The 25,820-nt window shown below is 71.7% G+C and carries 23 protein-coding genes and 1 pseudogene; 4 read left to right on the top strand and 20 right to left on the bottom strand.

What is annotated here, in order from left to right:
• Window positions 1-535: 535 nt before the first annotated feature.
• The 10 genes from ABD993_RS21250 to ABD993_RS21205 form a co-directional block, all read right to left on the bottom strand.
• The gene (locus ABD993_RS21250) at window positions 536-850 is read right to left on the bottom strand and encodes an Rv3235 family protein (protein WP_345421179.1); all 315 of its coding nucleotides are present in this window, start codon (window positions 848-850) and stop codon (window positions 536-538) included.
• Between the two features lie 902 nt (window positions 851-1,752).
• Window positions 1,753-2,733: an alpha-ketoacid dehydrogenase subunit beta gene (locus ABD993_RS21245; protein WP_345421176.1), complete on the bottom strand. Its 981-nt coding sequence runs from the start codon at window positions 2,731-2,733 to the stop codon at window positions 1,753-1,755.
• Entirely contained in the window at window positions 2,730-3,641 is a 912-nt protein-coding gene (locus ABD993_RS21240; RefSeq protein ID WP_345421174.1) for a thiamine pyrophosphate-dependent dehydrogenase E1 component subunit alpha, read from the bottom strand. Before ABD993_RS21240 ends, ABD993_RS21245 begins: the two co-directional genes overlap by 4 nt.
• A complete protein-coding gene (locus tag ABD993_RS21235; RefSeq protein ID WP_345421173.1) occupies window positions 3,641-4,429 on the bottom strand; it encodes an enoyl-CoA hydratase/isomerase family protein in 789 nt (262 codons plus the stop codon). The genes ABD993_RS21240 and ABD993_RS21235 overlap by 1 nt, the downstream gene beginning before the upstream one ends.
• On the bottom strand, window positions 4,426-6,366 hold the full coding sequence (locus ABD993_RS21230; RefSeq protein ID WP_345421170.1) for a flavin-containing monooxygenase: 1,941 nt from the start codon (window positions 6,364-6,366) through the stop codon (window positions 4,426-4,428). Before ABD993_RS21230 ends, ABD993_RS21235 begins: the two co-directional genes overlap by 4 nt.
• A gap of 91 nt (window positions 6,367-6,457) precedes the next feature.
• Window positions 6,458-7,993, bottom strand: coding sequence for an AMP-binding protein (locus ABD993_RS21225; protein ID WP_345421167.1), 1,536 nt, complete (start codon window positions 7,991-7,993; stop codon window positions 6,458-6,460).
• Window positions 7,994-8,041: 48 nt separating this feature from the next.
• Window positions 8,042-8,710, bottom strand: coding sequence for a TetR/AcrR family transcriptional regulator (locus ABD993_RS21220; protein WP_345421164.1), 669 nt, complete (start codon window positions 8,708-8,710; stop codon window positions 8,042-8,044).
• A gap of 64 nt (window positions 8,711-8,774) precedes the next feature.
• A complete protein-coding gene (locus ABD993_RS21215; RefSeq protein ID WP_345421161.1) occupies window positions 8,775-10,718 on the bottom strand; it encodes a hydantoinase B/oxoprolinase family protein in 1,944 nt (647 codons plus the stop codon).
• Complete coding sequence (locus ABD993_RS21210; protein ID WP_345421158.1) at window positions 10,715-12,763, bottom strand: hydantoinase/oxoprolinase family protein; 2,049 nt, start codon at window positions 12,761-12,763, stop codon at window positions 10,715-10,717. Before ABD993_RS21210 ends, ABD993_RS21215 begins: the two co-directional genes overlap by 4 nt.
• 40 nt (window positions 12,764-12,803) lie before the next feature.
• Window positions 12,804-12,995, bottom strand: coding sequence for a hypothetical protein (locus ABD993_RS21205; RefSeq protein WP_345421155.1), 192 nt, complete (start codon window positions 12,993-12,995; stop codon window positions 12,804-12,806).
• A 245-nt stretch (window positions 12,996-13,240) separates the two neighbouring features.
• Between ABD993_RS21205 and ABD993_RS21200 the strand changes: the two genes are divergently transcribed.
• The 3 genes from ABD993_RS21200 to ABD993_RS21190 are packed head-to-tail and all read left to right on the top strand — an operon-like array spanning window position 13,241 to window position 15,700.
• On the top strand, window positions 13,241-14,035 hold the full coding sequence (locus tag ABD993_RS21200; RefSeq protein WP_345421152.1) for an SDR family NAD(P)-dependent oxidoreductase: 795 nt from the start codon (window positions 13,241-13,243) through the stop codon (window positions 14,033-14,035).
• The gene (locus ABD993_RS21195; protein WP_345421149.1) at window positions 14,032-14,748 is read left to right on the top strand and encodes an SDR family NAD(P)-dependent oxidoreductase; all 717 of its coding nucleotides are present in this window, start codon (window positions 14,032-14,034) and stop codon (window positions 14,746-14,748) included. The genes ABD993_RS21200 and ABD993_RS21195 overlap by 4 nt, the downstream gene beginning before the upstream one ends.
• Window positions 14,729-15,700 (top strand): alpha/beta hydrolase, encoded by a 972-nt coding sequence (locus ABD993_RS21190; protein ID WP_345421146.1) that lies wholly within the window; start codon window positions 14,729-14,731, stop codon window positions 15,698-15,700. The genes ABD993_RS21195 and ABD993_RS21190 overlap by 20 nt, the downstream gene beginning before the upstream one ends.
• A 52-nt stretch (window positions 15,701-15,752) precedes the next feature.
• Here ABD993_RS21190 and ABD993_RS21185 read toward each other — a convergent pair whose 3' ends face one another.
• From ABD993_RS21185 to ABD993_RS21160, 6 genes are read right to left on the bottom strand one after another with little or no spacing between them, the layout of a single operon-like run.
• The gene (locus tag ABD993_RS21185; protein WP_345421143.1) at window positions 15,753-16,757 is read right to left on the bottom strand and encodes a phosphotransferase family protein; all 1,005 of its coding nucleotides are present in this window, start codon (window positions 16,755-16,757) and stop codon (window positions 15,753-15,755) included.
• A complete protein-coding gene (locus ABD993_RS21180) occupies window positions 16,754-17,191 on the bottom strand; it encodes a hypothetical protein (protein WP_345421140.1) in 438 nt (145 codons plus the stop codon). Before ABD993_RS21180 ends, ABD993_RS21185 begins: the two co-directional genes overlap by 4 nt.
• Window positions 17,192-17,194: 3 nt before the next feature.
• Window positions 17,195-18,412 carry an acyl-CoA dehydrogenase family protein gene (locus ABD993_RS21175; RefSeq protein WP_345421137.1) on the bottom strand — a complete coding sequence of 406 codons (1,218 nt, stop codon included), beginning with the start codon at window positions 18,410-18,412 and terminating at the stop codon, window positions 17,195-17,197.
• Complete coding sequence (locus tag ABD993_RS21170) at window positions 18,412-20,355, bottom strand: hydantoinase B/oxoprolinase family protein (RefSeq protein ID WP_345421135.1); 1,944 nt, start codon at window positions 20,353-20,355, stop codon at window positions 18,412-18,414. Before ABD993_RS21170 ends, ABD993_RS21175 begins: the two co-directional genes overlap by 1 nt.
• On the bottom strand, window positions 20,352-22,388 hold the full coding sequence (locus tag ABD993_RS21165) for a hydantoinase/oxoprolinase family protein (RefSeq protein WP_345421133.1): 2,037 nt from the start codon (window positions 22,386-22,388) through the stop codon (window positions 20,352-20,354). Before ABD993_RS21165 ends, ABD993_RS21170 begins: the two co-directional genes overlap by 4 nt.
• A complete protein-coding gene (locus ABD993_RS21160; protein ID WP_345421132.1) occupies window positions 22,385-22,651 on the bottom strand; it encodes a hypothetical protein in 267 nt (88 codons plus the stop codon). The genes ABD993_RS21165 and ABD993_RS21160 overlap by 4 nt, the downstream gene beginning before the upstream one ends.
• A gap of 235 nt (window positions 22,652-22,886) precedes the next feature.
• Here ABD993_RS21160 and ABD993_RS21155 point away from each other — a divergent pair, with 235 nt between their 5' ends.
• Entirely contained in the window at window positions 22,887-23,573 is a 687-nt protein-coding gene (locus ABD993_RS21155) for a TetR/AcrR family transcriptional regulator (protein ID WP_345421131.1), read from the top strand.
• Between the two features lie 8 nt (window positions 23,574-23,581).
• On the opposite strand, the gene ABD993_RS21150 is transcribed toward ABD993_RS21155, so the two are convergent.
• The 4 genes and pseudogenes from ABD993_RS21150 to prpE all read right to left on the bottom strand — a co-directional run.
• Complete coding sequence (locus ABD993_RS21150; RefSeq protein WP_345421128.1) at window positions 23,582-24,202, bottom strand: TetR/AcrR family transcriptional regulator; 621 nt, start codon at window positions 24,200-24,202, stop codon at window positions 23,582-23,584.
• Window positions 24,199-24,825: a biotin transporter BioY gene (locus ABD993_RS21145; RefSeq protein WP_345421125.1), complete on the bottom strand. Its 627-nt coding sequence runs from the start codon at window positions 24,823-24,825 to the stop codon at window positions 24,199-24,201. The genes ABD993_RS21150 and ABD993_RS21145 overlap by 4 nt, the downstream gene beginning before the upstream one ends.
• A gap of 25 nt (window positions 24,826-24,850) precedes the next feature.
• Complete coding sequence (locus ABD993_RS21140; RefSeq protein ID WP_345421122.1) at window positions 24,851-25,636, bottom strand: enoyl-CoA hydratase/isomerase family protein; 786 nt, start codon at window positions 25,634-25,636, stop codon at window positions 24,851-24,853.
• A pseudogene (prpE, locus tag ABD993_RS21135) lies at window positions 25,633-25,820 on the bottom strand (propionyl-CoA synthetase); the annotation flags it as partial. The gene ABD993_RS21140 and the pseudogene prpE, both read right to left, overlap by 4 nt.

Here is a 25,820-nt window from a genome sequence, read left to right as displayed (position 1 = left end):
CCGGTGCCCACTGGTTCGCGTCACGCTTGATGTCATGCGGGACCAGCGGATCTCACTTGCTGCCCAACTGGACCGTCGGCGACGACGCGCCCGGACATCACCCAGGCGCGTGGCGGGCGCCGGTGCGCCTCACCGGATCTCAGGGCTTAGCGCCGTTCTGAGCGACGAGCCTGATTCAGCCACCCCCGACGGTCCTGACCCCGACTAGCCGCCATGACCATCAGCGAAGAACGGGCGATCGCGCACCTCAACGCCGGGTTCATCAGGGTCGGAGGCGAGATCGTCACCGACCCGAACCACGTTGCCGACGGCCCGATCGTCGTCTGCCCGCCGCCGGAGACCGGCAGCCGGCCGTCGCCTGAGACCCGGCCGCCCCAGGCGTCCTCCCGCTCGCCCGGCCCCGCGGCCTTGAGCTCGTCGTGGGTGCGGATCCGGTACGCACCACCGCCGGATCCGCACCCACGAGACCGCAGCCCGCAGGTCGATCCCATCCGTGCGAGTGGCCGGGCGGGTGATCCCGCCCGGCCGCCCCGGGTCACAGCACTCGAACCGTCTCGCAGATCCACCGGTCGGCGAGCTCGAACGACGCGACCAACGCCCGCCGCTGGCCGCGAAGCCGGACCGACGCCGCGACCTCCACTGCACCCTCGTTCGGCTGCACCGGACGGACGCTGAGCAGCCGCGCGCCACCGTGGGACCCGATGCCGTCCGCGGGGAGGGCCCGCAGGTAGCGCAGCACCCGCGGGTGCACGAGATCCCGGACCTGCCGGGGTGAGCGGCGCTGGTCGAGCACGTCCACCAGCATCGCCACCGTCTGCGCCGCCGAATGCAACGCGTCCGCGTCCTGCACCACGTCGCACCGCGCCCCGCAGCCGGCAAACAGCCCGGCCGCAGGCAGGCCAGAGGCCGCCCAGCGGCCCGCTCCGCCAGGCACGCAGCACCTGGCTGGGCGACGATCGGCGCTATGGCCAAGTACGCCGTCAATGACGACGCCGTCGACCACGCCCGCGAGCTGATCGACAAAAAGCGCTACGCCGCGCGCAGCCGCGGGGGAGACGTCCAACCCCCTCAGCCGCGGACGGCACCGAGTACCTCACGACCCATACCTGGGCCGAGTACAGCCTGGCACCTCGGCTTCACCGAAGGGGCGCAGGCGAAGAGACCAAGCGCCGCTACGCCTTCGTGTTCGGCTACTTCACGAGGATCCCATCGCATGGGCATCATCGCCTGCCACTACCGTGCCGCCGAGTGGGGCCGCAAGGACATCGAGCTCGCCGCCCACGACCTCCTCCAGCACCTCGACGACTCACGACGCTGACAGGCAGGCCCGCGTTCATGCTCCACGACCACCGCCGCCCACGCCTCCATTTCGCCGTCGTTGCGAGGGGGGATGGGATGTTCAGCTGCTGCCGATGCCCTGCGCCCACCTAACAGATCGTGCCGCAGGCGCGGCCCCGTGCCGGTACCCGAACCACGACCCCGCAAGCGCGTCCCCGACCCCGACGACACAGTCCATTGCCGACCGAGCGGCCCTGACCCATCCCTGCCGACTCGCTCATCGAAGCCTCACCATGACTGCCACCGGCGCACCTGGCGTCAACCGGGACCAGCGCCAGCACCGGCATGTGACGGCCGCTCCGGTCGGCTTGCTCCTCGCCCAATTCACCCCGACCTTCGTCATCCCGCTGCTGTCGGCAACCGGCCACCCACGCGCCCTGATCATGTGCCCGCCAAGGGTCAACCAGCCCCTAGCTAGGTCCTAGAGATCTCCGCAATCGCTTCGTAGATATCGGCCACGCTCGGCGCCCGTGCTTCGACGAGATCGGGCGGGGTCGGCACGTTGCTGAAGCAGGCGGTAATCCGGACCGGGGCGGCACGGAGGTGGTCGAAGCACTCCTCGCTGACCAGGGCACAGACCTCGGCGGCGACGCTGAACGGGCTCGTGGCCTCCTGGGCGACCACCAGCCGTCCCGTGCGGACCACCGACTCACACACCGTGGCCCGGTCCAGCGGCGCGATCGTGCGCAGGTCCATCACCTCGGCCGAAACTCCGTCGACGGCGGCCTGCTCGGCCGCCGCCAAGGCGCGGTCGACCATCCGTCCGGTGGCCACGACAGTCACGTCCGTGCCGGACCTGCGGATCTCCGCGCGGCCGAGCCGGACCAGGAAGTCAGGGTCCTGGGGGGTCTGGCGTCGGGCGGTGAGCAGGCCGAAGGTCTCGATCACCAGCGTCGGGTCGTCGCTGCGGATCGCGCTCTTGAGCAACCCCTTCGCGTCCCGGGCGTTCGACGGCATCACCACGGTCAGCCCCGGCACCGCGCCGAACCAGGCCTCGAAGCTCTGGCAGTGCTGCGCGCCGTAGGAGCCGCCCGACCCGCTCATGGTCCGGATCGTCAGTGGCAGCGGACGGCCGGTGAAGTACCGGTACTTCGCGGCCTGGTTGACGATCTGGTCCATCGCCAGCATGCAGAAGTCGAAGAACATCAGCTCGACGACGGGGCGCAGCCCGACCGCCGCGGCGCCGATTCCCATCCCGACGATCGTCGCCTCGCTGATCGGGGTGTCGCGCACCCGGTCCGGCCCGAACTCCCTGTGCAGGTTGCGGGTCAGGCCGTAGGGGCCGCCCGGCCCGGCGACGTCCTCCCCGAAGAGCACGACCGACTCGTCGCGCTCCATCTCCTGGTAGAGGGCCTGGTTGACGCCCTGCCAGAACTTGAGGTCCTTCATGCTCATCCCAGGTCCTCCGGATCCGCAGTCGGGGCGGCGAGCGCACGTTCCAGCGCGCCGGCCAGCAGGTCCTCGACCTGCGCGTCGATCGCGTCCGCCTCGAGCCCGGCCAGCTCCGCGCGCAGCGCCGCGACCGGGTCGCCGTCCCGGAACGCGGCCGCCTCGGCCTTGTCCCGGTAGGCCGCCGCGTCGCCGACGTAGTGCCCGGACCAGCGGTAGGTCATCACCTCGAGCAGGGTCGGCCCCTCCCCCGCGCGGGCCCGAGCCACCGCCTGCTCGGCCGCGCGGAGCACGCCCCGCACATCCGCGCCGTCGACGCGCTCGCCCGGGAACCCGTAGGCCTCCGCGCGCCGGTACACGTCGCCGGCGATGTGCGTGGACGAGGGCGTGAGCTCAGCGAACCGGTTGTGCTCGCACACGAAGACCACCGGGAGCCGCCAGAGCGCCGCGACATTGAGGGCCTCGCCAAAGTTGCCGGTGGAGGTCGCGCCCTCGCCGAAGAAGCACACCGCGACGTCCGACCGGCCCTGCGTGCGCAGGCCGAGGGCCGCCCCGGTGGCGATCGGTAGGCCGCCGCCGACGATCCCGTTCGTACCCAGCAGCCCGACGTCCGGATCCGCGAGGTGCATGGACCCGTTGCGGCCCTTCGAGTAGCCGGTCCGCCTGCCGAGCAGCTCCGCGACCATCCGATCGACGTCCGCCCCCTTCGCGAGACAGTGGTGGTGGCCGCGATGGGTCGAGGTGATGACGTCGGTCCTCCGCAGCGCCGCGCAGACGCCCACCGCCGTCGTCTCCTGGCCGAGAGCGAGGTGCAGCGGGCCGGGCACGGTCCCGGCCCGGTACTGCTCCGCCATCACCTCCTCGAAGCGGCGGCACAGCCGCAGCCCCCGGTAGAGCGTGGCCAGCTCGGCCATCAGCGGCCCCGCAGCCGGTCGAGGTAGGTGGCCTTCCGGTCCGCGAACTCCGCGGACCGGAAGGCAAGGCCATTAGCGACTGCTTCCAGGCCGAGCTGGTCCCGCAGCGTGCTCTGCGCGCCGTTGCGGACCACGAGCTTGAGCATCCGGGCCGCGTCGGGGCCCGCTGCCGCGAGCTGGGCGGTGATCTCGTCGAGCCGGCCCGAGAGCTCCGCGGGCTCGACGACCTCGTTGACCAGGCCCCAGCCCAGCCCGGTCTCGGCGACCACGGGCGCGCCGAGCAGGGCCATGTGCAGGGTCCGGGACGGGCCGATCTGCTTCTGCACCAGCCAGCTCAGTCCGAAGTCCTGCACCACGGCGAGCTCTCCGGGGACCATCCAGAAGCGGGCGCCGCGCACCGCGACGCGTACGTCACAGGCCATCGCCAGGCCGAAGCCCCCGCCACCGACGGCGTCGCCGTTCACACCAGCGACGGTCGGGAACGGCAGCTCGTAGAGGGCCTGGATTACCCGGTGTTGGTGGTCCAGCAGACGCTTACCGGTGAAGTCGCCCTCGTTCGGCACGTTCTCCATGAAGAACGGGGAGTCCAGGTCCACCCCCGCCGAGAACACCCGCCCCGCGCTGGTGAGCACCAACCCCTGCACGTCCTGGTCCGCGGCGAGCCCGGCCAGCACGTCCAGCAGCTCGTCGAGCATCGTGGGGTCCAGGGCGTTGAGCCGGTCCGGCCGGTCCAGGGCCAGCCGGACGACCGGGCCCTGCCGGTCGACCGTGATCGTCGAGGGGCTCACGTCGCCGCCCCGGTCCAGCGGTACGCGGCGGGATCGACCTCCCGGGTCATCGCCCAGTAATCGACGAGCCGCCACGGGCTGTTGGTGACGACGCGACCGGCCGCGTTGCGGTACCAGATGCCCATGCCCGGGTGCGTCCACACCATCTTCCCGTGCGCTTCGTCGACGCGGGCCACGTAGTCCGCGCTCGCCTCATCGGTCACCTCCGCAGCCCTCGCGCCGCGGGCGGCGAGCTCACGCAGCACCCCGACGACATGGGTGGCCTGACACTCCGCGGAGAACATCGTGCTGCCACCGTGGCCGAGGTTGGTGTTCGGGCCGTACATCAGGAACAGGTTCGGGAAGTCCGGCACGGTCACGCCGAGGTAAGCCCAAGCGTCGTCGTCCCCCCATTGCTCGCTCAGCGGCACCCCGCTGCGTCCGCGCAGGTCCAGCGGGTGCAGCATCCGCCGAGCGGTGAACCCGGTGGCCAGGATCAGGACATCGACGTCGTACCGGCCGTCGTCGGTCACGATGGTCGAGCCCTCGACGGCCTTGACGCCGGAAGTGATCAGGGTGACGTCCGGGCGTTTGAGGGTCCTGTACCAGTCGTAGTCGAGCAGCATTCGCTTGCCGTAGGGCGGGTAGTCCGGGAGGACCTTCTCGATCAGGTCCTCGTGGCCCGCGAGCTGTTCCTTGATGTATTCCGTGAAGAACGCGCGGTGCTTGTCATTCACCGCATTGAGCGATCGCTCGGGGTGCGGCCAGTCTGGGTCCCGCTGGAGGGTCGGGTGCAGCTTGTCCTGGAACTGCCACAGCAGCCGCAGTCGGTACCACTCCCGGTAGTGCGGCACGTGCTGCATCAGGTACCGGATCCGCGGGTCGATCTCGCGCAGGTAGTTCGCGTTCGGCGACACCCACTGCGGCGACCGCTGGAACACCAGCGTCTCCCCCGCCTCCTCGGCGATGGAGGGCACCACCTGCATCGCCGACGCGCCCGCGCCGACTACCCCGACCCGCTTGCCCGCCAGCAACACCGAGTGGTCCCACTCGGCGGTGTGGAACACCGGCCCGGCGAAGTCGGCGAGGCCGGGGATGTCCGGGACCATCGGGGTGGTCAGCTGCCCCACCGAGCTGACGACGGCGTCCGCGACCTCCTCCGAGACGGCGCCCGTGCCGTCGGCGATGCGGACGAGCCAGTCCGCCGACGCCTCGCGCCACTCGGCGGAGACGACCTCCCGACCGAACCGGATGTGCGGCAGCAGCTCCTGGTCCTTCGCGACGTCTCGCAGGTAGCCGAGGATCTCGTCCTGGCGCGGGTAGTACCGGCTCCACTCACCGCGCGGGGCGAAGGAGAACGAGTACAGGTGGCTGGGGGTATCGACGCCCGCGCCCGGGTAGTCGTTCGCCAGCCAGGTGCCGCCCACGTCGTCGTGCCGCTCGACGATCGTGAAGTCCGCGCCCAGGCTGCGCAGGGCGGCCCCGATGCACAGCCCCGACACGCCCGCGCCGATCACCAGGACCCGCAGGTCACGCTCCAGCTCCGGGCCGTCGAACGCCGGGTGCGGAGCGAAGCCGGCGTCCTCCGCCATCGAGACCGCGTACTCGGCGGGGACCGGCTCGCCGAGCGAGCGGCTCAGCGCGTCGACGAGGTCAGTGTCCGCGGGGGTCGGGGCGGGTTTCCGGGTGCCATTGCGGATCTCGCGCAGCACGGTGAACGCTGCGTCCCGGATCGCCTGCTGCTCGGCGGCGTCGAACCCGCCCTCGTCGTTGTCGTTCATCGCGATGGTGCGACTCGGGGCGTGGTCGACCAGCCACGACGCGTCGCCCGTCAGGTCACGGAGCACGAGGAGCAGGGTGGGCAGGTTCGCGACGGCGAGCGCCGCACGCAGCGCCTGTCCGTCGTCGTCGGCGTCGTCCGTCATGTCGGGGTGGGGGCCGTGCGGGGTCGTCGACACTGTCCTCAGCTCTCACTCGTGCTCTACCGACTAGTCGGTCGGGTCAACTCTTCCTACGTCTCCGTGGCCCGATGGCGCAACCCCGGAGGGGTCAGCGGAGTGACTTCTTCTCGATCTTGCCGATGGAGGTCTTGGGCAGCTCGTCACGGAGCTCGACGATCGTGGGCACCTTGAACGAGGCCAGCCGCTCGCGGCAGAACGCCAGGATCTCCGCCTCGTCGAGGGTCCGCCCCGGTAGCGGGGCCAGCCAGGCCTTGACCGCCTCGTCCCGCACGGGGTCTGGGACACCGACCACTGCCGCCTCCGCGACGTCCGGGTGGTCGAGCAGGACGGCCTCCACCTCCATGGAGGAGATGTTCTCGCCCGACCGCTTGATCATGTCCTTGCCGCGGTCGAAGAAGAACAGGTAGCCGCGCTCGTCCGCATAAGCGTTATCCCCGGTGCGCAGCCAGCCGTCCTGCAGCGCGGCCGCAGTCGCGGTCGGGTCGTCGTGGTAGCCGAGCATGACCGACCGCCCCGGCCTGCCCCGGACGACGATCTCGCCGACCTCGCCCTGGGCGACGTCCTCGCCGTCGGGGCCGACGAGCCGGACGGTCCGCTCGTCGAGCGGCAGCCCGATCGACGGCCACCGCTTGGGCCCGAAGACCGGCGCGAGGGTCACCAGGACCATCGCCTCCGACAGGCCGTAGCCGTTGACCAGCTCGACCCCGTAGCGGCGCTCGAAGGAGTCCCGCTCGTCGACACCGATGTTCAGCGCGTAGAACACCCGCCGCACCGCGTGCTCGCGGTCGGTCTCGCACTCCGGTTGCGCGAGCAGGGTCCGGGCCTGCATCGCGACCAGGCTGATCTCGGTGGCGCCGTGGCGGCGCACCTGGTCCCAGAAGCGCGTGGCGCGGTACTCCTCGAGCAGCACGCAGCTGCCGCCGACCGTCAGCGCGGCGAGGATCGTGCAGGCCTGGGCGTTGACGTGGAACACCGGCAACGCGGTGAGCAGCCGGTCGGTGCCGTCCAGGTGCAGCGCGCTCGCCGCCTGTGCCCCGCCGAACAGCGAGTTCGCGTGGGTGAGCAGGACACCCTTGGGCCGGGACGTCGTGCCGGAGGTGAAGATCGTCTCGACCACCTCGTCCGCCGACCCGGCCCGGGGCGGGACCACGCCGGGGCGGCGCAGGTCGTCGAGGGTGCGCTCGCCCGCCTCCGCCCGCCCGACGACCACCACCTCGCGCACCCCGGGACAGCCCTCGATTACCGCCTTGGCCACCGTCTCGCGGAACTCCGCGGCCGCCACCACGAGCACCGAGCCCGAGTGGCCGATCACGTGCCGCAGCTCGGGCGCGGTGTTGGCCACGTTCGAGGGCACGAACACCGCGCCCAGGGTGGCGAGAGCGAACCAGGTCTCGACGACCTCGACGCCGTTGCGGAGCTGGACGGTCACCCGGTCCCCCGGGCCGACGCCCGTCTCCGCGAGCCCCGCGGCGACGGCGTCGACCCGCGTGGCGAACTCGGCGTAGGTCAGCTCGACGACCTCGCCCGCGGCCGACTCCACCACCAACCAGGTCTTGTCCGGCTGCCGCTCGACCTGCTCATCAAGCAGGTCGCGCAGGGTCCGGTCATCGGAGCGGTCCAGCATGTCTTCCTCCTAGGAGCGGGGCGCCGCCCGCCTTCGGAGGGCCTGGGCTCAGCCGGGGACGTCGGAGCGGCTCAGGGCCGCGGCGGGGCCGGGTGCAGCGGGGTCGGCCGGGTGCACGGGGGCCGCGACCGGTCCGACGGCGACCCCGTTCATGTAGGTCTTCCAGAGGTAGAGGGCGATCTCACGGTGCCCGAGCGCGCCACCCGGCTGGTACCACTGGTAGGCCCAGTTGGACATGCCGAAGAAGGCGAAGGTGGAGAGCATCGGGTCCGGGGCGTGGAACTCCCCGGCCGCGTGGCCCTGCGCGATCACGGAGCGGACCAGGTCGGTGTACCGGTCCCGCTTCGCGCGGGCGAGTTCTCCCTCTTCCCCCTGCAGCTCCCGATGGTGCTCGAAGTAGACCCGCAGGTGGCCTGGGCGGGTCTCCAGAATCTCGAGGATGTCCTCCAGCACCAGGTGCAGGAGGGCGGGCCGCGGCATCTCCGCGGCCAGCCTCGCCTCGAGCCGATCGGTGAGCTCATTAACCAGCTCGTCGTGGATCCACACGACTATCTGGGTCTTGCTCTGGACGTGGTGGTAAAGGGTCGGCTTGCGGATACCCATCGCCGCGGCGATGTCGTCCATCGTCGTACTGTGGTAGCCGTGCTCGTCGAACAGGCGCGCCGCCACCGAGATGATCTCCGCACGGCGTGCCGTCCCGCCCGGTGGTGCCTTCACGCCGTCCTCCAGTCCTGGGAGCGGGCCCGTGGCCGGCGCGCGGCCGGCCACGGACCCCCGTCCGCTAGGTCACCGCGAGGCGCGCACGCCGCTCCCGGGTGGCCTCCTCGTCGATCGCCAGCTTCTCAGGATGCCTTACCGGGTCCCCGGTGATGACGACCCCGTACCGTTCCGCGGCGGCCTCGATCGTGAGGTACTCATCACGGACGTCCGTCAGCACCCGCTCCGGGGTGCGGTCCAGCGGGTTCCCCCAGCCACCGCCGCCCGCGGTCAGGTAGCGGAACTGCGCCCCGGGCTTCGTGTACCAGGTCGGGTTGCTCGCGAAGTAGAAGTAGCGGCCGTTCTCGAGGTCGACCTCCTTCGTCTCCGGGTCGAGCACGCCCGCGATCGGCGTGGAGCCCGCGTACACCCCGCCGTTCAACGGCAGCAGGTCACGCTCCTGCTCCACGTCGAAGGCCTCCCTGTCGAAGAGCCAGGTGGCGGCGGCCGAACCGCTGTTCCCGCCGTGCACGCCGAACCCGGCCCTGCGCTTGGTGCGCAGGGCGCTGGACCAGTGCTCCGCCTCGGAGAGCCAGAGCGTGTCCTTGACAACAGCCGCGCCGCCGCGGTGGGTGCCCTCGCCCGCGGTGTCGGCGACGTACTCCTTGCGCAGCACGACGACGGGGATGTCCGCCTCGATCGCCTCGGTGGCGGGGTCGAGGTTGTTGGCCATGTAGATGACCTCGTAGCTGTCCGCGTCCCCGTGTCGGGTCGCGCCCCACGGGCCGTGCTCGCCGCCGCACTGCGCGGTGGTGACCCAAGGGACCCCGTTGGTCACGCCGTTGGCGTTGTGCAGCGCCAGCGTGCCGTAGTCGCCGCCGATGGCCCGCTCCCCCAGCGCCTGCGACAGCGCGCGGAAGATCGCCATCATCACCGGCATGGTGGCCTCCCAGTACAGGAAGACCGGGCCGTCCGGCGGGATCGCGCTGCCGATCGTCCCCGGCGGGATGACGACGTCGATCGTCCGGTAGGTGCCGGAGGTGAACGGCGAGGTGGGGTCGAGCAGGTACTTCAGCCCGACGCCGACGGCCGTCTTGGTGTCCAGCATGGTGCCGTTGATGCTGGTCCGGGCCTGCGGGGAGGTGCCGGAGAGGTCGACCTCGATGTCCTCGCCGCGCTTGCGCACGGTGACGTGGACGCGGTACTCGACATCGTCGCCGACGCCGTCGCAGTCGATGAACTCCTCGCCCTCGTAGTCCCCGTCGGGGAGCTCGGCGATGGCGTTCGACATGGCTTCGGCCGAGGCGTCGGCGCTGTAGCGGATGGACCCGCGGACCGCCTCGGCGCCGTAGCGCTCGATGCTCTCGTGGAGCAGCCGCTCGCCCAGCCGGAGGTTCTGGTAGATCGTCTTGAGGTCCGGGAGCAGCAGCGCGCCGTAGCGGGCGTTGTCCAGGATGAGGTGGAAGACCGAGTCGACCGGCTCGTCCTCGCGGTAGAGCAGCTGCGGGGACAGGACCAGGCCGGACTCGTAGACGTTGTGCTTGGTCGCGCTGAACCCGGCGGGGACGACGCCGCCCATGTCGAGCTGGTGGGCCCGCATCGTCACGAACGACACGATCTCGCCGTCGTGGAACACGGGGCGGATGAACAGGATGTCGTTGACGTGCGTGCCGGTCCGGTAGGGGTCGTTGCAGATCAGCAGGTCGCCCTCGCGGAGCCGGTCGCGCCCGTACTCCTCGACTGCATTGCGCAGGCCGTCCGCCATTGTCCCGAAGAACACGGCGAGGCTGTTGCTGACCGAGCCCATCGGGTAGTCGTCCGACGGCGGGCCGGACACGGTGGCCGCGAAGTCGTACCAGTCCCGCAGGATGCCGGAGAACGCCGTGTTCAGCAGGCCACTGCACATGTGCTGCACGACGTAGTGGACCCGGCTGGACAGCACCGACATGGTGAACCGGTCCGCGCCGTAGCGCTCGACGAACGCGGCGTCGTCCAGGTCGCGCAGCCGGACGGGGGCGGCGGTGCTCATGACTCCTCCCGGGTGATGCGCAGCTCGCCGACCCGCCCGACCTCGACGGTCTGGCCCGCGAGGACGAATGTGGTGGACATCGGCTCGCGGATGACCGCGGGACCCGCGATCCGGTCGCCCTGGCGCAGGTCGACCCGGGCGTACTCGTTCGCCGCCTGGTCGGACTCGCTGAGGTAGCGCAGGGTCAGCGAGCGGGTCGGGACCGGCGCGGACGGCCTATCCCCGTCCGTTCGCCGCGGCACCTCGGGGTAGGACACCTTGTCCGCGGGCACCTGGGCGTCGACCCGGTAGGTCACGCCCTGGACCGGCATCATCTCGAAGGTCTTGCTCCAGCGCTCGCCGTAGGTCTTGTGGAAGTTGCGGACCAGCTGGTCCATCGCGGCGGCGTCGATCGTGCCCTCGGGTACCTCGACGAACGGGGTCTCCCAGCTCTGCCCGACGAGCCTGCCGTCGAGGCTGCGCACGAAGACGGCCTTCTCGCGCTCCTCCGGGCGCAGCCTGCTGCGCAGCGCCTCCTCCATCTCGGTGAAGATCGCGTCGATGTGGGGCGCGGCGTCGCCGTCGAGCAGGGTGTAGGAGCAGCGGCTCTCGGAGTAGACGAGGTCCGAGCTGACCAGGCCCAGCGCAGAGAACAGGCCGGGGTGCGGGGGGACCACGACCTCGCGGGCGCGGACCTGCCCCAACACGGCGGGTAGCAGCATCGGACCGGCCGCCCCGTAGGCGACCAGACTGTAGTCGCGGGGGTCGATGCCGTGCTGGATGGCGATGTTGACGACGCCCTCGGCGATGTTGTTGATGCCGATGTCGAAGGCGTGCCGGACCCGCTGGTCGACCCCGATCGGGGTGTCGAGCGCGGCGAAGGCCTGCTCGGCGAGGTCCTTCTTCAGGGTCATCCGGCCGCCCGCGAAGCCGTCGGGGTCGATGATCCCGATCAGGAGGCACGCGTCGGTCATCGTCGGCTGCTCACCGCCGATCCCGTAACAGGCCGGACCGGGATCCGCGCCCGCGCTGCCGGGGCCGACCCGCAGCTCGCCGACCTCGCCGATGGTGATCAGGCTGCCGCCACCTGCGCCGATGCTCGACACCTCGTTGGACAGCGCGTTCACGATCAGGTCGTGCTCGAGCTCGAAGCTGGTGTTCACGAACGGCACGCCCGCGGTGACCAGGCTGATGTCGGCCGACGTGCCGCCGACGTCGCAACAGAGCAGGTTGCCCAGGTCGATCTGTGAGCCGAAGTGCGCGCTCGACATGGTGCCGGCGGCCGGGCCCGCGAACACGATGCGGAAGGGCTGGCGCATCGCGACCTCGGCGGGCACCAGGTGCGCGGCGCAGTCGGCGTAGTTCAGGTCGCCGGTGAAGCCGAGGTCCCGCAGGCCGGAGTCGAGCCGGTCGGTGTATTTGCCGTAGATGAGCTTCATCAGCACGTCGACGACGGTCGAGGAGGCGCGTGCGAACTCCTTGGCCAGCGGCGAGACCTCGCTCGAGATGGAGACAGCGACCTCGTCGCCGAGCTCCTCGCGGATCAGGTCGCGCAGCCGCGCCTCGTGCGCGTCGGTCACGTAGGCGTTGATCAAGCAGACCGCGACGCCCGCGACGTCGCACTCCTGGAGCGTGCGCAGCTCCTCGCGGGCCTGCTCCTCGTCGATCGGGAACAGCACGTCACCCGACGCCGTGATTCGCTCCCGGATTCCGCGGCGCAGGTAGCGCGGCACCAGCGGCCGGGCGGCGTCGCCGAAGGGGCGGCGCCACGCGGCGTCGGTCAAACCCTCCACGGGACGCCAGGTGCGGCCCATGTCGAGGATGTCGCGGTGTCCCAGCGTGGTCAGGAACGCGATCTTCGGCAGCCGCCGCGTGATCACGGCGTTGAGCCCGTGGGTGCTGGCGTGGTTGAAGATCTGCGACTCCGACACCCCGATGTCCTGGGCACCGCGGAGCACACCCTGCTCCGTGTCACGTACGTTCGTCGGCACCTTCACGGTCCGGATCTCTCCGTTCCGCACGGCCACCACGTCGGTGAAGGTCCCCCCGACGTCCACTCCAATCATCGTGTCTCCGCCTTTCCGCGGTTCTCGAACAGGGGTCGGGTCAGTCGAAGGTCAGGCCGGACGAGGTCAGCTGCACCGGACCGAGGAGGTCCCAGCGGTCGCGGCTGACCGAGTACAGGCACTGCTGGCACTTGACGGCCCGGAACCATCCGCCCTCCGAGAGCACCGGATAGCGGCGCAGTTCGTGGGCTCCGCAGCGGGGGCAGGCCCCGTCGACGGACTCCCTGCTCACGGCAGGTCCTTCAGCGGGTAGAGACATCGGTGGTCCTCTCCGGCAACGCTGCGAGGATAGGTCTGACAACTTCTACCGACCAGTCGGTAGCACCACGCCGGGAACCGTAGCGGGGTGACGTGTGACCGCGCAAGAACAGTCTTTCACCGGCGGAGTTCCTGTTGACGGCACAGGACGAAGACGCGAGCATGGATTACTACCGACCAGTCGGTAGACAGCGTGACTGCGATGAAGGAGGACACGACGTGACGCTCGACGGAGAGATCGCCGTGGTGACCGGCGGGGCCAGCGGCATCGGGTTCGCGAGTGCGGAGCTGCTCGCCGCGCGCGGGGCTCGGATCGTGGTGGCGGACCTGGCCGAGGCCGCCGCCGAGGAGGCGGTCGGCAGGCTCACGGGCGGCGGCCACGTCGCGATCGGCCTGGACGTCACCGACGATGAGGGCGTGCGGGCCGCGGCGACACGCGTCGAGCAGGAGGTCGGGCCGGTCTCGATCCTGGTCACCGCGGCGGGCGTCACCCACCTGCCCGTGCCGCCCGAGGAGCTCTCCACCGAGACCTGGGACGAGGTGCTGCGCGTGGACGTGCGCGGCACCTGGTCCGCGGCCGTCGCCTTCGGCCGCCCGATGGTCGAGCGCAGGCGCGGCAGCGTCGTGACGATCTCCTCGATCACCGGCCTGCGCTCGACGCCGCTGCACTCCTACGGGATCGGCAAGGCCGCTGTCGTGCGGATGACGGAGAACCTGGCGGGCGAGTGGGGCCGCGCCGGTGTCCGGGTCAACGGGGTCGCCCCCGGGTACACGCTGACCCCGCTGGTCAAGCGGCTGATCGAGGCCGGCGAGCGGGACGCCTCCGGCATCACGAACGCCACCGCCATGGGCCGGATGATCGAGCCCGCGGAGATCGCCGCCGCCGTCGCCTTCCTGGCCGGGCCGGAGGCCTCGGCGATCACCGGGGTCACCGTGCCGGTGGACGCGGGCTGGCTGATCTCGCCGAGCTGGCAGACCTACGGCGGCGTCCGCGATCACGGGGCCACCTCGTGAGCGGTCACGCTCTGGTCACCGGTGCCGCCCGCGGGATCGGCGGCGCCACGGCCGCGGCGCTCGCCGCGCAGGGGTTCGCGGTGACCGCGACGGACGTCCTGCCCCTCGACGAGACCGTGGACCGGATCCGCGAGGCGGGCGGCACGGCGACCGGCCGGGTCGTGGACGTGCGCGACCGGGCCGCCGTGCGCGAGACCGTCGACGCCGCGGCGGCCGATCACGGCGGCCTGCACGCGCTCGTCACCTGCGCGGGGGTGTACGGCCGGGAGACCCACATCGACGCGCTCACCGAGGACGACGTCGACCTCGTCCTCGACGTGAACGTCAAGGGCACCCTCTGGATGCTGCAGGCCGGGCTCCCCCACCTGCGCCGCACGGCGGGCAGGGTCGTGTGCCTCGGGTCGGTGGCCGGGCGCAACGGCGGGGTGGCGTCCGGCCCGCACTACGGCGCCAGCAAGGGCGGCGTCCACTCGATCGTGCGCTGGGCCTCGAAGGCGGAGGCGCAGCACGGCGTGCTGGTCAACGGGATCGCCCCCGGCGCCGTCGAGACCCCGATGATCGAGGGCCGCGGCTACTCGCCGGAGGGCATGCCGCTCAAGCGGTTCGGCCGCCCGGAGGAGATCGCCGCCGTGGCGGCGTTCCTGGTGTCCGACGCGGCGAGCTTCCTGACCGGTGCGGTGGTGGACGTCAACGGTGGCATCTTCCAGAGCTGAGGGCGGCGGGCCGCCGATCGACCCCGACCTGGCGGCGGTCCTACCGACCCTCCGGAGCATCATGCCGCCCGAGCTGACCTGCGAGCGCATCCCGGAGGCCCGGTTGACGATGCGCCGGGTGAGCAAGGACCTCGACGCGGTCATCGGCTCACGTCCGATCACCCACACCGAGCACGTGGTCCCGACCGACACACAGGACGGGGTGTCGGTCACCGTGCTGCGCCGCGCGGACTCGACCGGCCCGCGCCCGGCGATCGTGCACCTGCACGGCGGCGGGATGGTCATGGGTGACCGGTTCGTCGGCGCCTACGAGTTCTGCGCGTGGGTCGAGGAGCTCGACGTCGTGGTCGTGACGGTCGAGTACCGGCTCGCCCCCGAGCATCCCCACCCGGCGCCCGTGGAGGACTGCCTCGCCGCCCTGCGCTGGACGCTGGACGAGGCGGGCGCGCTGGGCGTCGACCGCGAGAAAGTCGTCATGGCGGGCACCAGCGCGGGCGGCGGCCTCGCCGCCGGTGCTCTGCTGCTCCTGCGCGACCGCGGCGGGCCGCGGATCGCGGGTCAGCTGCTCTGCGCACCCATGCTGGACGACCGCGGCGAGACCGTGTCGGCCGCGCAGTACGCCGTCGGGGGCGTGTGGGACCGGGTGAGCAACCGGACCGGGTGGGCGGCCCTGCTCGGGGACACGGCCGCGGACCGGTACGCGGCGCCCGCCCGCGCGGTGGACCTCGCCGACCTGCCGCCCGCATACGTCGACGTCGGCGGAGCGGAGACCTTCCGGGACGAGGACGTCGCCTACGCCTCGGCGCTGTGGCGGGCGGGGGTGCCCGCCGAGCTGCACGTGTGGCCGGGTGCCTTCCACGGATCGGACTCCTTCGTCCCGGGCGCCCCGCTGTCCCGCCAGGCCAGGCGGGCGCGGGTGGACTGGATCCGCCGCGTGCTGCGGCTCGACTGACCGGACGTGCTGAAACGGCCGGCCCCCGGTAGCCCGGGGGCCGGCCGCCCGCTCACCACCCCATGAGCCGGACCATGTCCTGCCGCAGGTCGGGCAGGACGAACCGGTTCCAGGCCATCCGGGGGTCGGTCGTGTTCCCGTCGGCGAACTGCCGCAGCCCGATCCCGATGATGGCGATCAGCTGCAGCGTGCCCAGCACCGTGTAGGTGCGGACCGTCTCCGGGTCCACCTCGACCCCGCGGAGCTTCCCGTAGGTCTCGGCGAACCACTCCGCCTCGGCGAACGCGCCCACCAGCGGCGAGCCGCCGCCGGTGAACTTGCCCCCGTAGTACGGCATGGCGAGGTAGCCGAGGTCGAACAGGGGGTCGCCGAGGTAGGCGAGCTCCCAGTCGATGACCGCGGAGACCCGCCCACCGTCGAGCAGCACGTTGCCGATCCGGAAGTCGGCGTGCACCAGGCCCGGCGAGGTGGGGCCGGGGTCCCGGGACAGCACCCACTCGTAGGCCTCGTCGACGATCGGGTCGGCGACGTCGACGTTGTCGTGGTGGGTCGTCCGCCACCGCTCGACGAGCTCCGCGAACCCGACCGGCGGGCCCAGGAAGCCGAGCTCCGCGGCCGGGATGTCGTGCACCGCGGCGAGCGTCTCCACCAGGTCGGTGGCCACGCTCCGGCTGCTGCGCCAGTTCTCCTCGAGCTCGGCCCGGTCCCTGGGCCGCCAGACCAGCGGGGACCGGCCCTCCGCCTTGTCCATCACGAAGAACGGGCCGCCCAGCGCCGAGTCCGCGGCCCGGAGCCCGCGCACCGCGGGCACCGGGAGACCGGCCCGCCCGGCCGCGGCGTAGATCTCGTACTCGCGCTCCAGGTCGGTGTCGAGCAGCCCGCCGGGCGGCTTGACCCGCACGACGTACGCCCGGTCCCCCGCACCCTCGGTGAGCACGTAGGTGTGCCGCGAGAAGCCGCCCGCGAGCTGGCGCAGCGACCACTCCCCCGCGGTGTCGACGCCGGCGCCCGCCAGCACCTCGAGCACCTCGGCCACCTCGGGACCGGGGTCGCTCACCGCGGCTCCCCGGCCGTGAGCAGCTCGACGTCCCGGTCCGCCAGCTCGGCCAGCAGCCGGCGGAGGCGGTCGGCGAAGGCCGCCGCGGCGGGGTCCCCGGCGGACCGGGCGGCCCGAGCCGCCGAGGCGGTCACCTCGCCGAGCGGGCGGTGCCCGACGACGAGGTCTGTATGGGCCCGGTCCAGCGCCTCCCGCCACGACGGAGCGGTGGCCTCCTCCCGGGCCGCCGCCACGAGGGCGACGGCCTGTTCGGTGAACCAGCTCCGGTTGGGCTCCGCCCCCGCCAGCTCGGCGGAGAGGTAGCGGGCGACGCTGCTCGCCGAGAGCAGCTGGGAGGTGCGGAACTCGTCGAGCGGGCGGTCCCAGCGGGCGGACTCCCGCAGCAGCTCGCCGAGCATCCCGACGAGCCGTGCGGGGGTGAGGGGATCGAACATCGCCTACCCCGCGTACTTCCGCAGCTCGCGGCGGGCGACGGCACGCTTGTGCACCTCGTCCGGCCCGTCGCCGATCTGCAGGTAGCGGGCCTCGACGTAGTAGTTCGCCAGGGGCAGGTCGTTGGAGACCCCCGCCCCGCCGAACACCTGGATGGCCCGGTCCACGATCCGCGCGGTGATCCTGGGGACGACGACCTTGATCGTCGAGATCTCCACCCGGGCGCCCTTGTTGCCCACCGTGTCCATCAGCCAGGCCGTCTTCATGACCAGCAGCCGGGCCTGCTCGATGTCCATCCGGGCGTCCGCGATCCACTCCTGGACCACGCCCTGCTCGGCGAGCGGGGTGCCGAACGTGACCCGCTCGTGCGCGCGCCGACACATCAGCTCGACGGCCCGTTCGGCGTGCCCGAGCAGCCGCATGCAGTGGTGGATCCGGCCCGGCCCGAGCCGGGCCTGGGCGATGGCGAAGCCGCCGCCCTCGGTGCCGAGCACGTTCGCCGCGGGCACCCGGACGTCGGTGAACACGACCTCGCCGTGCCCGCCGTAGGCGTGGTGCGGGAAGCCGAAGACCGGCAGCGAGCGGGTGATCTCGATGCCCGGGGTGTCCCGCGGGACCAGCACCATGCTGTGCTGCTTGCCGGGCGGGGCGTCCGGGTCGGTCAGCCCCATCACGATGATCAGCTTCGTGTCGGGCCTGCAGATCCCGGTGGTCCACCACTTGTGGCCGCTGATGACGTAGTCGTCGCCGTCGCGCACGATCCGCGTCTGCAGGTTGTTGGGGTCCGAGCTCGCGACCTTCGGCTCGGTCATCGCGAAGCAGGACCGGATGGAGCCGTCGAGGAGCGGCCGCAGCCACTCCTCCTGCTGCGCCTCGGTGCCGTACTGCGCGAGCAGCTCCATGTTCCCGGCGTCCGGCGGCGAGCAGTTGAAGGACTCCGGGGCCAGGTCGATGCTGTGCCCGGTGATCTCCGCCAGCGGCGCGTACTGCAGGTTGGTCAGCCCGGCGCCGAACTCCTTGTCCGGCAGGAACAGGTTCCACAGGCCGGCGGCCTTGGCCTTCTCCTTGAGCTCGGTCTTGATCGGCGGCTCGTAGTCGAACGGGTCCGCCGCGGAGGCGTACTGCACCTCCAGGACCGGCTCGGCGGGGCGGATGTGCTCGTCGAGGAAGCCCTGGACGCGCTCCATCCACTCCCGCGTCGTGGCGTCGAGTGCGAACTCCATCAGCGTGCGGCCCTCATCTCGGCCCGACGGCGCTCGGTCGCCTCGGTGTCGACCGTCAGCTCCTCGGGGTGGGTCAGCGGGCTCCCGACGACGCGGACGCCGTAGTCGCGGTACGCGCCCTCGATCGTCAGGTACTCGTCCCGCACGTCCCGCTTCACCCGCTCCGGGTCGCGGTCGAGCGGGTCGCCCCAACCGCCACCCCCGCCGGTCTGGTACCGGAAGATGGTGCGCGGCGAGGTCCGCCAGATCGGCGTCGAGGCGAAGTAGTGGTACTCCCCCGCCGGGTCGAGGACCTTGGTCTCCGGGTCCAGCACGCCCGCGATCGGCTGCGAGGCGGCGTAGACCTCGGGGCCGGTGCCGAGCAGGTCCTGGGTCTGGGCGATGTCGAAGCTCTCGGGGGTGAACATCCAGCAGGCCTGGGCCACCCCGTCGCGTCCGCCGTAGGCGCCGACACCGCTGGGCTTCTTGGTGTGCAGCGGGCTCGACCAGTGCTCGGCGTCGCGCAGGTAGAGGGTGTCGCGGCGGACCGAGGCGCCGCCCCGGTTCTCCCCCGCGCCCGACGTGTCGGCGGCGTACTCCTTGCGCAGCACCACGACCGGAGAGTTGGCCTCGATCGCCTCGGTGGCCGGGTCGATGTTGTTGATCAGCTGGGCGACCATGTAGCTGTCGCCGTCGCCCGCCTTCGTCGCGCCCCACGGGCCGTGCTCGCCGCCGCACTCCGCGACGGTCGTCCACGGGGTGCCGTCCTCGGTCACGCCGTTGGCGTTGTGCAGCATCAGCGAGCCGTAGTCGCCGCCGACGGCGTTGACGCCCAACACCTTCGACAGCGCCCGGTACACCGCCTGGAGCACCGGCATCGTGGACTCCCAGTAGAGGAAGACACAGCCGTCCGGTGGGGTGGCGCTGCAGATGGTGCCCGGCGGCACCACCACGTCGATGTTGCGGAACGAGCCCGAGTTGAAGGGCGTCGTCTGGTCGATCAGCATCTTGATCCCGACGGCGATGGCCGTCTTCGCGTCGAGCGCGGTGGCGTTCACCGAGGTGCGGGCCTGCTCCGAGGTGCCGGACAGGTCCACCTCGACGCGGTCGCCGTGCTTGGCGATCCGGATCTTGAGCTGGTAGGTGATGCTGTCGTCCACGCCGTCGGCGTCGATGCCCTCCTCGGCCTCGTACACACCGTCCGGGATGGACTCGCGCAGCGCGGTGCTCATGGCCTCCGCGGACGCGTCGCACGTGTAGGAGATCGCGCCCAGGTAGGCGTCCACGCCGTAGCGCGCCACGCTCTCCAGGATCAGCCGCTCGGCGAGCAGCAGGGCCTGGTAGATGCTCTTCATGTCCGGGTAGAGCAGCGCCGCCATGCGCGCGTTGTCGAAGATCAGGTTGAACGTCGAGCGGACCGGCTTGTCCTTGACATACAGCCGCATCGGGCTGATGACCAGGCCGTTCTCGTACGAGTTGCGCTTGGTGGCGCTGAACCCGGCGGGCACCACGCCGCCCATGTCGAGCTGATGGGCGCGGATGGTGACGAACGTGATGATCCGGCCCTCGTGGAACACGGGGCGGATGAAGCACATGTCGTTCACGTGGTTGCCCACGCGGTACGGGTCGTTGGCGATGATGATGTCGCCTTCCTCGACCTCGTCCGGCCCATACTCCTCGATGGTGTTGCGGACGGCGTCGCCCATCGTCCCGAGGAACACCGCGAGCGAGTTGCTCACCGTGCTCATCTGGTAGTCCTGCTCGGGCGGACCCGCGATGGTGGCGCCGAAGTCGTACCAGTCCCGCAAGATGGACGAGAACGCGTTGTTCAGCAGCCCGGCGCACATGTGGTCCACCACGTAGCGCATGCGGTTGCCGAGCACGCCCGCGGTGAACCGGTCGGCGTGGTAGCGGGCGGCGAACTCCTCGTCGGTGAGGTCGCGCAGTGCCTTGGTGTCGCTCACGGGGTCCCTCCGAGTCGGATGTGGAGCTCGCCGTAGGTGCCCACGGTGAGGTGGTGCCCGGGCGGCACGAAGGTGGTGGACAGCGGCTCGCGCACCACGGCCGGGCCCGCGAGCTCGTCGCCCGCGCGCAGGTCGACCCGCTGGTACTCCAGTGCGACGAGCGGCTCGTCGGTCAGGTAGCGGATCTCCAGCTCCCGGGAGGACTCCGGACCGCCGGAGTCCCGGGCCGGGAGCTTCGGGTACTCGACCTTCGCGGCCGGGAACACCGCCTCGACCCGGTAGGTCACGCCCTGGACCGGCAGCGCCTCGAACCGGTTGCCCGTGCGCTGCTGGTAGACGTCGTGGAAGTTCGCGATCATCTGGTGCACGGTGTCCGCGGTGATCGGCCCGTCCGGGATCGTGACGAAGGGGGTCTCCCAGCTCTGGCCCATCAGCAAGGCGTCGAAGGTGCGGACGAACTTCGCGTCCCCGCCGCGGTCGCCGAAGCGCTGCTTGAGCCGGTCCTCCATCTGCGCGTAGACCTTCTCGATGGACTCGGCAGCGCCGGGCTCGAGGATCGTGTACGCGCTGCGGCTGTCGCCGTAGACCTGGTCGGAGCTGACCAGCCCGAGGGCGGAGAACAGCCCGGGGTGCGGCGGGACCACGACCTCCTTGGCGTGGACCAGGCCCAGCGTCGCGGGCAGCAGCATCGGGCCCGCGGCGCCGAAGGCGAGCAGGCTGTAGTCCCGCGGGTCGATGCCGTGCTTGACGGCGACGTTGAACAGCCCCTCGGCGACGTTGTTGACCCCGACCCGGAAGGCGTAGTTCACCCGCTGGTCGAAGCTCAGCGGCGAGTCCAGGTCCTGGAACGCCCGCCGGGCGAGGTCCGGGTCGAGCTGCATCCGGCCGCCCGCGAACCCGTCGGGGTCGATGATCCCCATGAGCAGCATCGTGTCGGTGGTGGTCGGCTGCGTGCCGCCGCGCCCGTAGCAGGCGGGGCCGGGCACCGAGCCCGCCGAGCCCGGGCCGACTAGGAGCTCGCCCGCGGGGCTCACCGTGACCAGGCTGCCGCCGCCCGCGCCGATGCTGACGATCTCGTTCGACAGCGCGTTGACGATGAGGTCGTGCTCGAGCTCGAACGTGGTGTCGACCGACGGCGCCCCGTCGGTGACCAGGCTGATGTCGCAGGAGGTCCCGCCGACGTCGGCACACAGCAGGTTCGGGGTGTCGATCAGCGACCCGAAGTAGGCGCTCGCCATGGTCCCGGCCGCGGGCCCGGCGAACACGATCTCGTAGGGGTGCTCCACCGCGATGTCCGCGGACACCAGCTGGGCGGCGCAGTTCGCGTAGTTCAGCTGGCCGGTGAAGCCCTCGGCCCGCAGCCCGGCGTCGAGCCTCGAGGTGTAGCCGTCGTAGATGATCCGCATGAAGACGTCGATCACCGTGGTCGACGACCGGGCGAACTCCTTGGCCAGCGGCGAGACCTCGCTCGAGATCGAGCAGGGCACCGGGCCGAGTACCTCGTGCACGAGGTCGCGCAGCCGCTCCTCGTGGTGGGCGCTGACGTAGGAGTTGATCAGGCAGATCGCCACGCCCTCGACCTCGCAGCGGCGCAGCACCTCCAGCTCGGCGCGGGCCTGGTCCTCGTCGAGCGGGATCAGGATGCCGCCGTCCGCGGTGATCCGCTCGCGGATGCCGCGACGCAGGTAGCGGGCCACCAGCGGGCGGGCCGCGTCGCCGTAGGGGCGGCGCCAGTGCGCGTCGGTCAGCGCCTCCGCGGGACGCCAGGTGCGCCCGGCGTCGAGGATGTCCCGGTGCCCGAGCGTGGTCAGGAACGCGATCTTGGGGAGCTTGCGCGTGATGACCGCGTTCAGCCCGTGGGTGCTGGCGTGGTTGAACACCGTGGCGTTCTCGACGCCCGCCTCGCGGGCGCCGGCGATCACGCCTTCCTCGGTGCGCGCCTCCGTCGCGACCTTGATCGTGCGGATCTCGCCGCCCTCGATCGCCACGACGTCGGTGAAGGTACCGCCGACGTCCACTCCGATCATTGTCATGAGAGGTCCAGTCCGTGGGAGGTGAGGTGGATCGGGCCGAAGATGTCCCAGGGCTCGCGGCTCACCGAGACCAGGGTCGGCTGGTGCTTCACCACGATGAACCACCCGCCCTCGCTCAGCACCGGGTAGCGCAGGAAGTCGGCAGCGGTGGATCCGGGGAAGTCCTTCTCGAGGTCGACGCCGAGGTCGCGGAGCTCCTGCTCGGTGACCGCGTCACGCTCGACCGTGAGCGGGGGCGCCACGGTCGGGTTCTGGTTCGTCATGCCACATCGGTCCTTCGGGGTCGGTTCCCGACAGACACACGCGGACGGCGCGGGTGAGGTCGCACGCGTCACTGCGAGGGCCTATGATTTTCGTGGACCGAGCGGTCCACGTAATTCCGGGACGCTAGACCCGGTGCGGCGCGCGCCACAAGTGCATCACCCGTTCGGACGATGCCGTGGCCGGGTCGCGGTGGTGTGGCAGCCTGGACCGACCAGGCCGAGGAGGGGGCGTGCAGTGACGACGGACGAGCGGACCGCGGCCGCGGCGCCGCGCCGCGGTCGCCCGCAGGGCCACGGCCCGGGGTTCGAGACGCGCCGCGACGAGGTCATCGACATCGCGACCACGCTGTTCGCCGAGCGGGGCTACTCCGGCACGTCGGTCAGCGACCTGACGGCCGCGACGGGGATGGGCAAGGGAGCGCTCTACCGCTACATCGAGTCCAAGGAGAACCTGCTCGTCGAGATCTCCGCCCGGGTGATGACCCCGCTCGTCGAGCGGACCCGCGAGGTCTGCGCGCTGGAGGAGTCGCCGTTGGTCAAGCTGCGCCTCATCTCCGAGGCCATCCTGGCCGGGATCGCGGAGCGCCCCGACTACGTCTGGGTCTACGAGCACGACTACCGCTACCTCACCGGCACCAACCGGACCCGGTTCCTCGCCCAGCGCAGCGCCTTCGAGCAGCCGCTGCTCGAGCTCGGCCGCGAGGCGGTCGCGCAGGGCCTGTTCCGGGACACCGACGTCCGGCTGCTGATGTTCCAGTTCTTCAGCCTGCACAAGCAGGTCGCCCAGTGGTTCCACCGCGGCGGCGGCTGGGGCCCGGAGGAGCTGTCCCGCGAGTACTGCCGCACGCTGTTCAACGGCTTCGCCGCGGACTCCGCGGACCTCGCCGCGGTGGAGCGGCGGGCCGCGGAACTGCGGCCCTGAGCCGGGCCTCACGGCGCAGGCTCGATCTCCAGACAGGCGTGGGCCGCGCGGCGCAGGAGCTCACCGAGCCTGCCCTCGGGCAGCCCGGAGTGGTGGAACAGGATCGACTGGATCGCGCCGATCGCCGAGTGCACCACCACCCGGACATCGGCGTCCGCGCGGCCGGGGTGCAGCGGGGCCACGACCGAGACCCACTCCTCGATGTAGTGCCGCTGCGACCGGCGGAGCCTGCGGAACTCGTTCCCGGGCACGCTGTGCGCCTCGAGGTGGTAGATCTGCAGGATCCGGCGGTCGTGCACCGCGACCGTGACGTGGTTGCGCACCAGCGCGGTCACCGCCGACCGGTCGTCCGCCGCGGACTCCACGATCGCGGTCGCGGCCGCCTCGAGCCGGTCCATCACCCGTTCCAGCAGGGCCACGAGGATCGCGTCCTTGCTCGGAAAGTGGCGGTACACGCCGGACCCGACGATCCCCGCGGCGGTGCCGATGTCCGCCAGGGCGACCGAGTGGTAGCCGTTGCGGGAGATGAGCTCCGCGGCCGCCGTCAAGATGCGGGATCGGCGGGCCGGGTCGGGTCGGGAACGGGTGGTCCGGCGCTCCTTCCCTGGCTCCGCCTGCGCGGCCGTCATCTCGCGGCGGTGGACGCGCGGAGCGCGGTCAGCCGCCCCGGGAGCGCCCGGTGGACCAGCGAGGCCACGAGCGCCGCGACGACGACCTTGAGCAGGTCGCCCGGCAGGAACACCGCCGAGCCCGTGACCGCGGTCGCCCACGACCCGGTCTGGACCGCGAGCCACGGCACGCCGACGGCGTAGTCGGCCGCCAGGCCCGCGAGTGCGGCGAGCAGGAGCGCCGGAAGCCGCGGCCTGCCGCGACGGGCCAAGAGCTGGGCGACCAGGCCCGCCACCAGGGCGGACACCGTCCACCCCAGGAGGAAGCCGCCGCTGGGCCCCACGAAGGGCGCGAGCCCGCCACGACCGCCGGACAGCAACGGCAGCCCGATCGCCACCAGGGCCAGCAGCAGAAGCACGGCGAACAGGGCCCGCCGGGCCCCGACCAGGGCCCCGGCGAGGAACGGACCCATGTTCTGCACCACGATCGGCACGCCGGTCGCACCGACGTAGATCCCCGGGAACAACCCCAGCACCGCGACGAAAGCGGCGAGGACCACCGTGGTCGCGAGGTCGGCGGCCGGACGCCCGGAGCGTGTCTCCGGACTCGACGGCGGAGTCGGCGACACCGCGTCTGAGGTCATGGTCTTCTCCGATCGGAAGGGACGGTCACCCGCGGGCCCGGTCGCGGAAGGCGCGCAGCCCCTCGCGCAGGTCGTCGGAGGCGACATAGTCGGCGAACGTGTCGTACTCGAGCCCCAGTGCCTCCTCCGTCGGCAGGTCCCAGGCCGCGGTCGCCACCCGCTTGGCCTCCGCCAGCCCGCGGGCGCTGCGGGTCGCCAGCCGCCGGGCGAACGCGACCGCCCGGTCCACCAGCTCGACCGCGGGCACGACCTCCTCGACCAGACCCCACTCCCGGAAGCGCTCGGCGGGCTCCAAGTCGCCGGTGAGCAGCAGCCGCCGGGCGGCGTTCGGCGGGATCTTGCGCTCCAGGCGGACCGCTCCCCCGCCACCGGGCAGCACCCCGTAGCGCAGGTGCCCGTCGCCCATCCGCACCCCCGGTGCCGCGAACACCACGTCGCAGGCCAGGATCAGCTCGAACCCGCCCGCGACCGCGGTGCCGTTGACCGCGGCGACAGCCGGGAGCCGGGAGGTCTCGAGCCTGCGGAAGGTGCGCCCGGCCCGCCGGACGAAGTCCAGGATCGCGTCCTGCCGCCCGTCGAGCCGCTCGAGGAGCTGGCTGAGGTCGGCGCCCGCACAGAACGCCTCCCCCGTGCCCGTGAGCACCACGGCGCGGACGCTCTCGTCCGCCTCCACCTGCTCCAGGGTCGCCTCGAGACTGCGCAGGAGCGCGTCGGAGAGGGCGTTGAGCTGCTCCGGCCGGTTCAGCCGGACCAGCGCGATGCCGTCGGTGACCTGCAGCTCGACGAGGTTCCTGTCCAGCTCGGTGGTCACATGGTCTCCTTGCGCAGTACGGGTCGCAGCGCGTCGAGGACGTCCGCGCTCTCGATCGTCGAGGGCACCGGCTCGTCGACGCCGTCGGCGATGCCGCGCATGGTCTTGCGCAGGATCTTGCCGGAGCGGGTCTTGGGCAGGGCCGGGACGACGGAGATCTCCTTCAGCGACGCGACGGCGCCGA

Source organism: Pseudonocardia xishanensis (assembly GCF_039541715.1).
GTDB classification, from domain to species: Bacteria; Actinomycetota; Actinomycetes; order Mycobacteriales; family Pseudonocardiaceae; genus Pseudonocardia; species Pseudonocardia xishanensis.
This window is presented reverse-complemented; position numbering and strand designations above follow the sequence as displayed.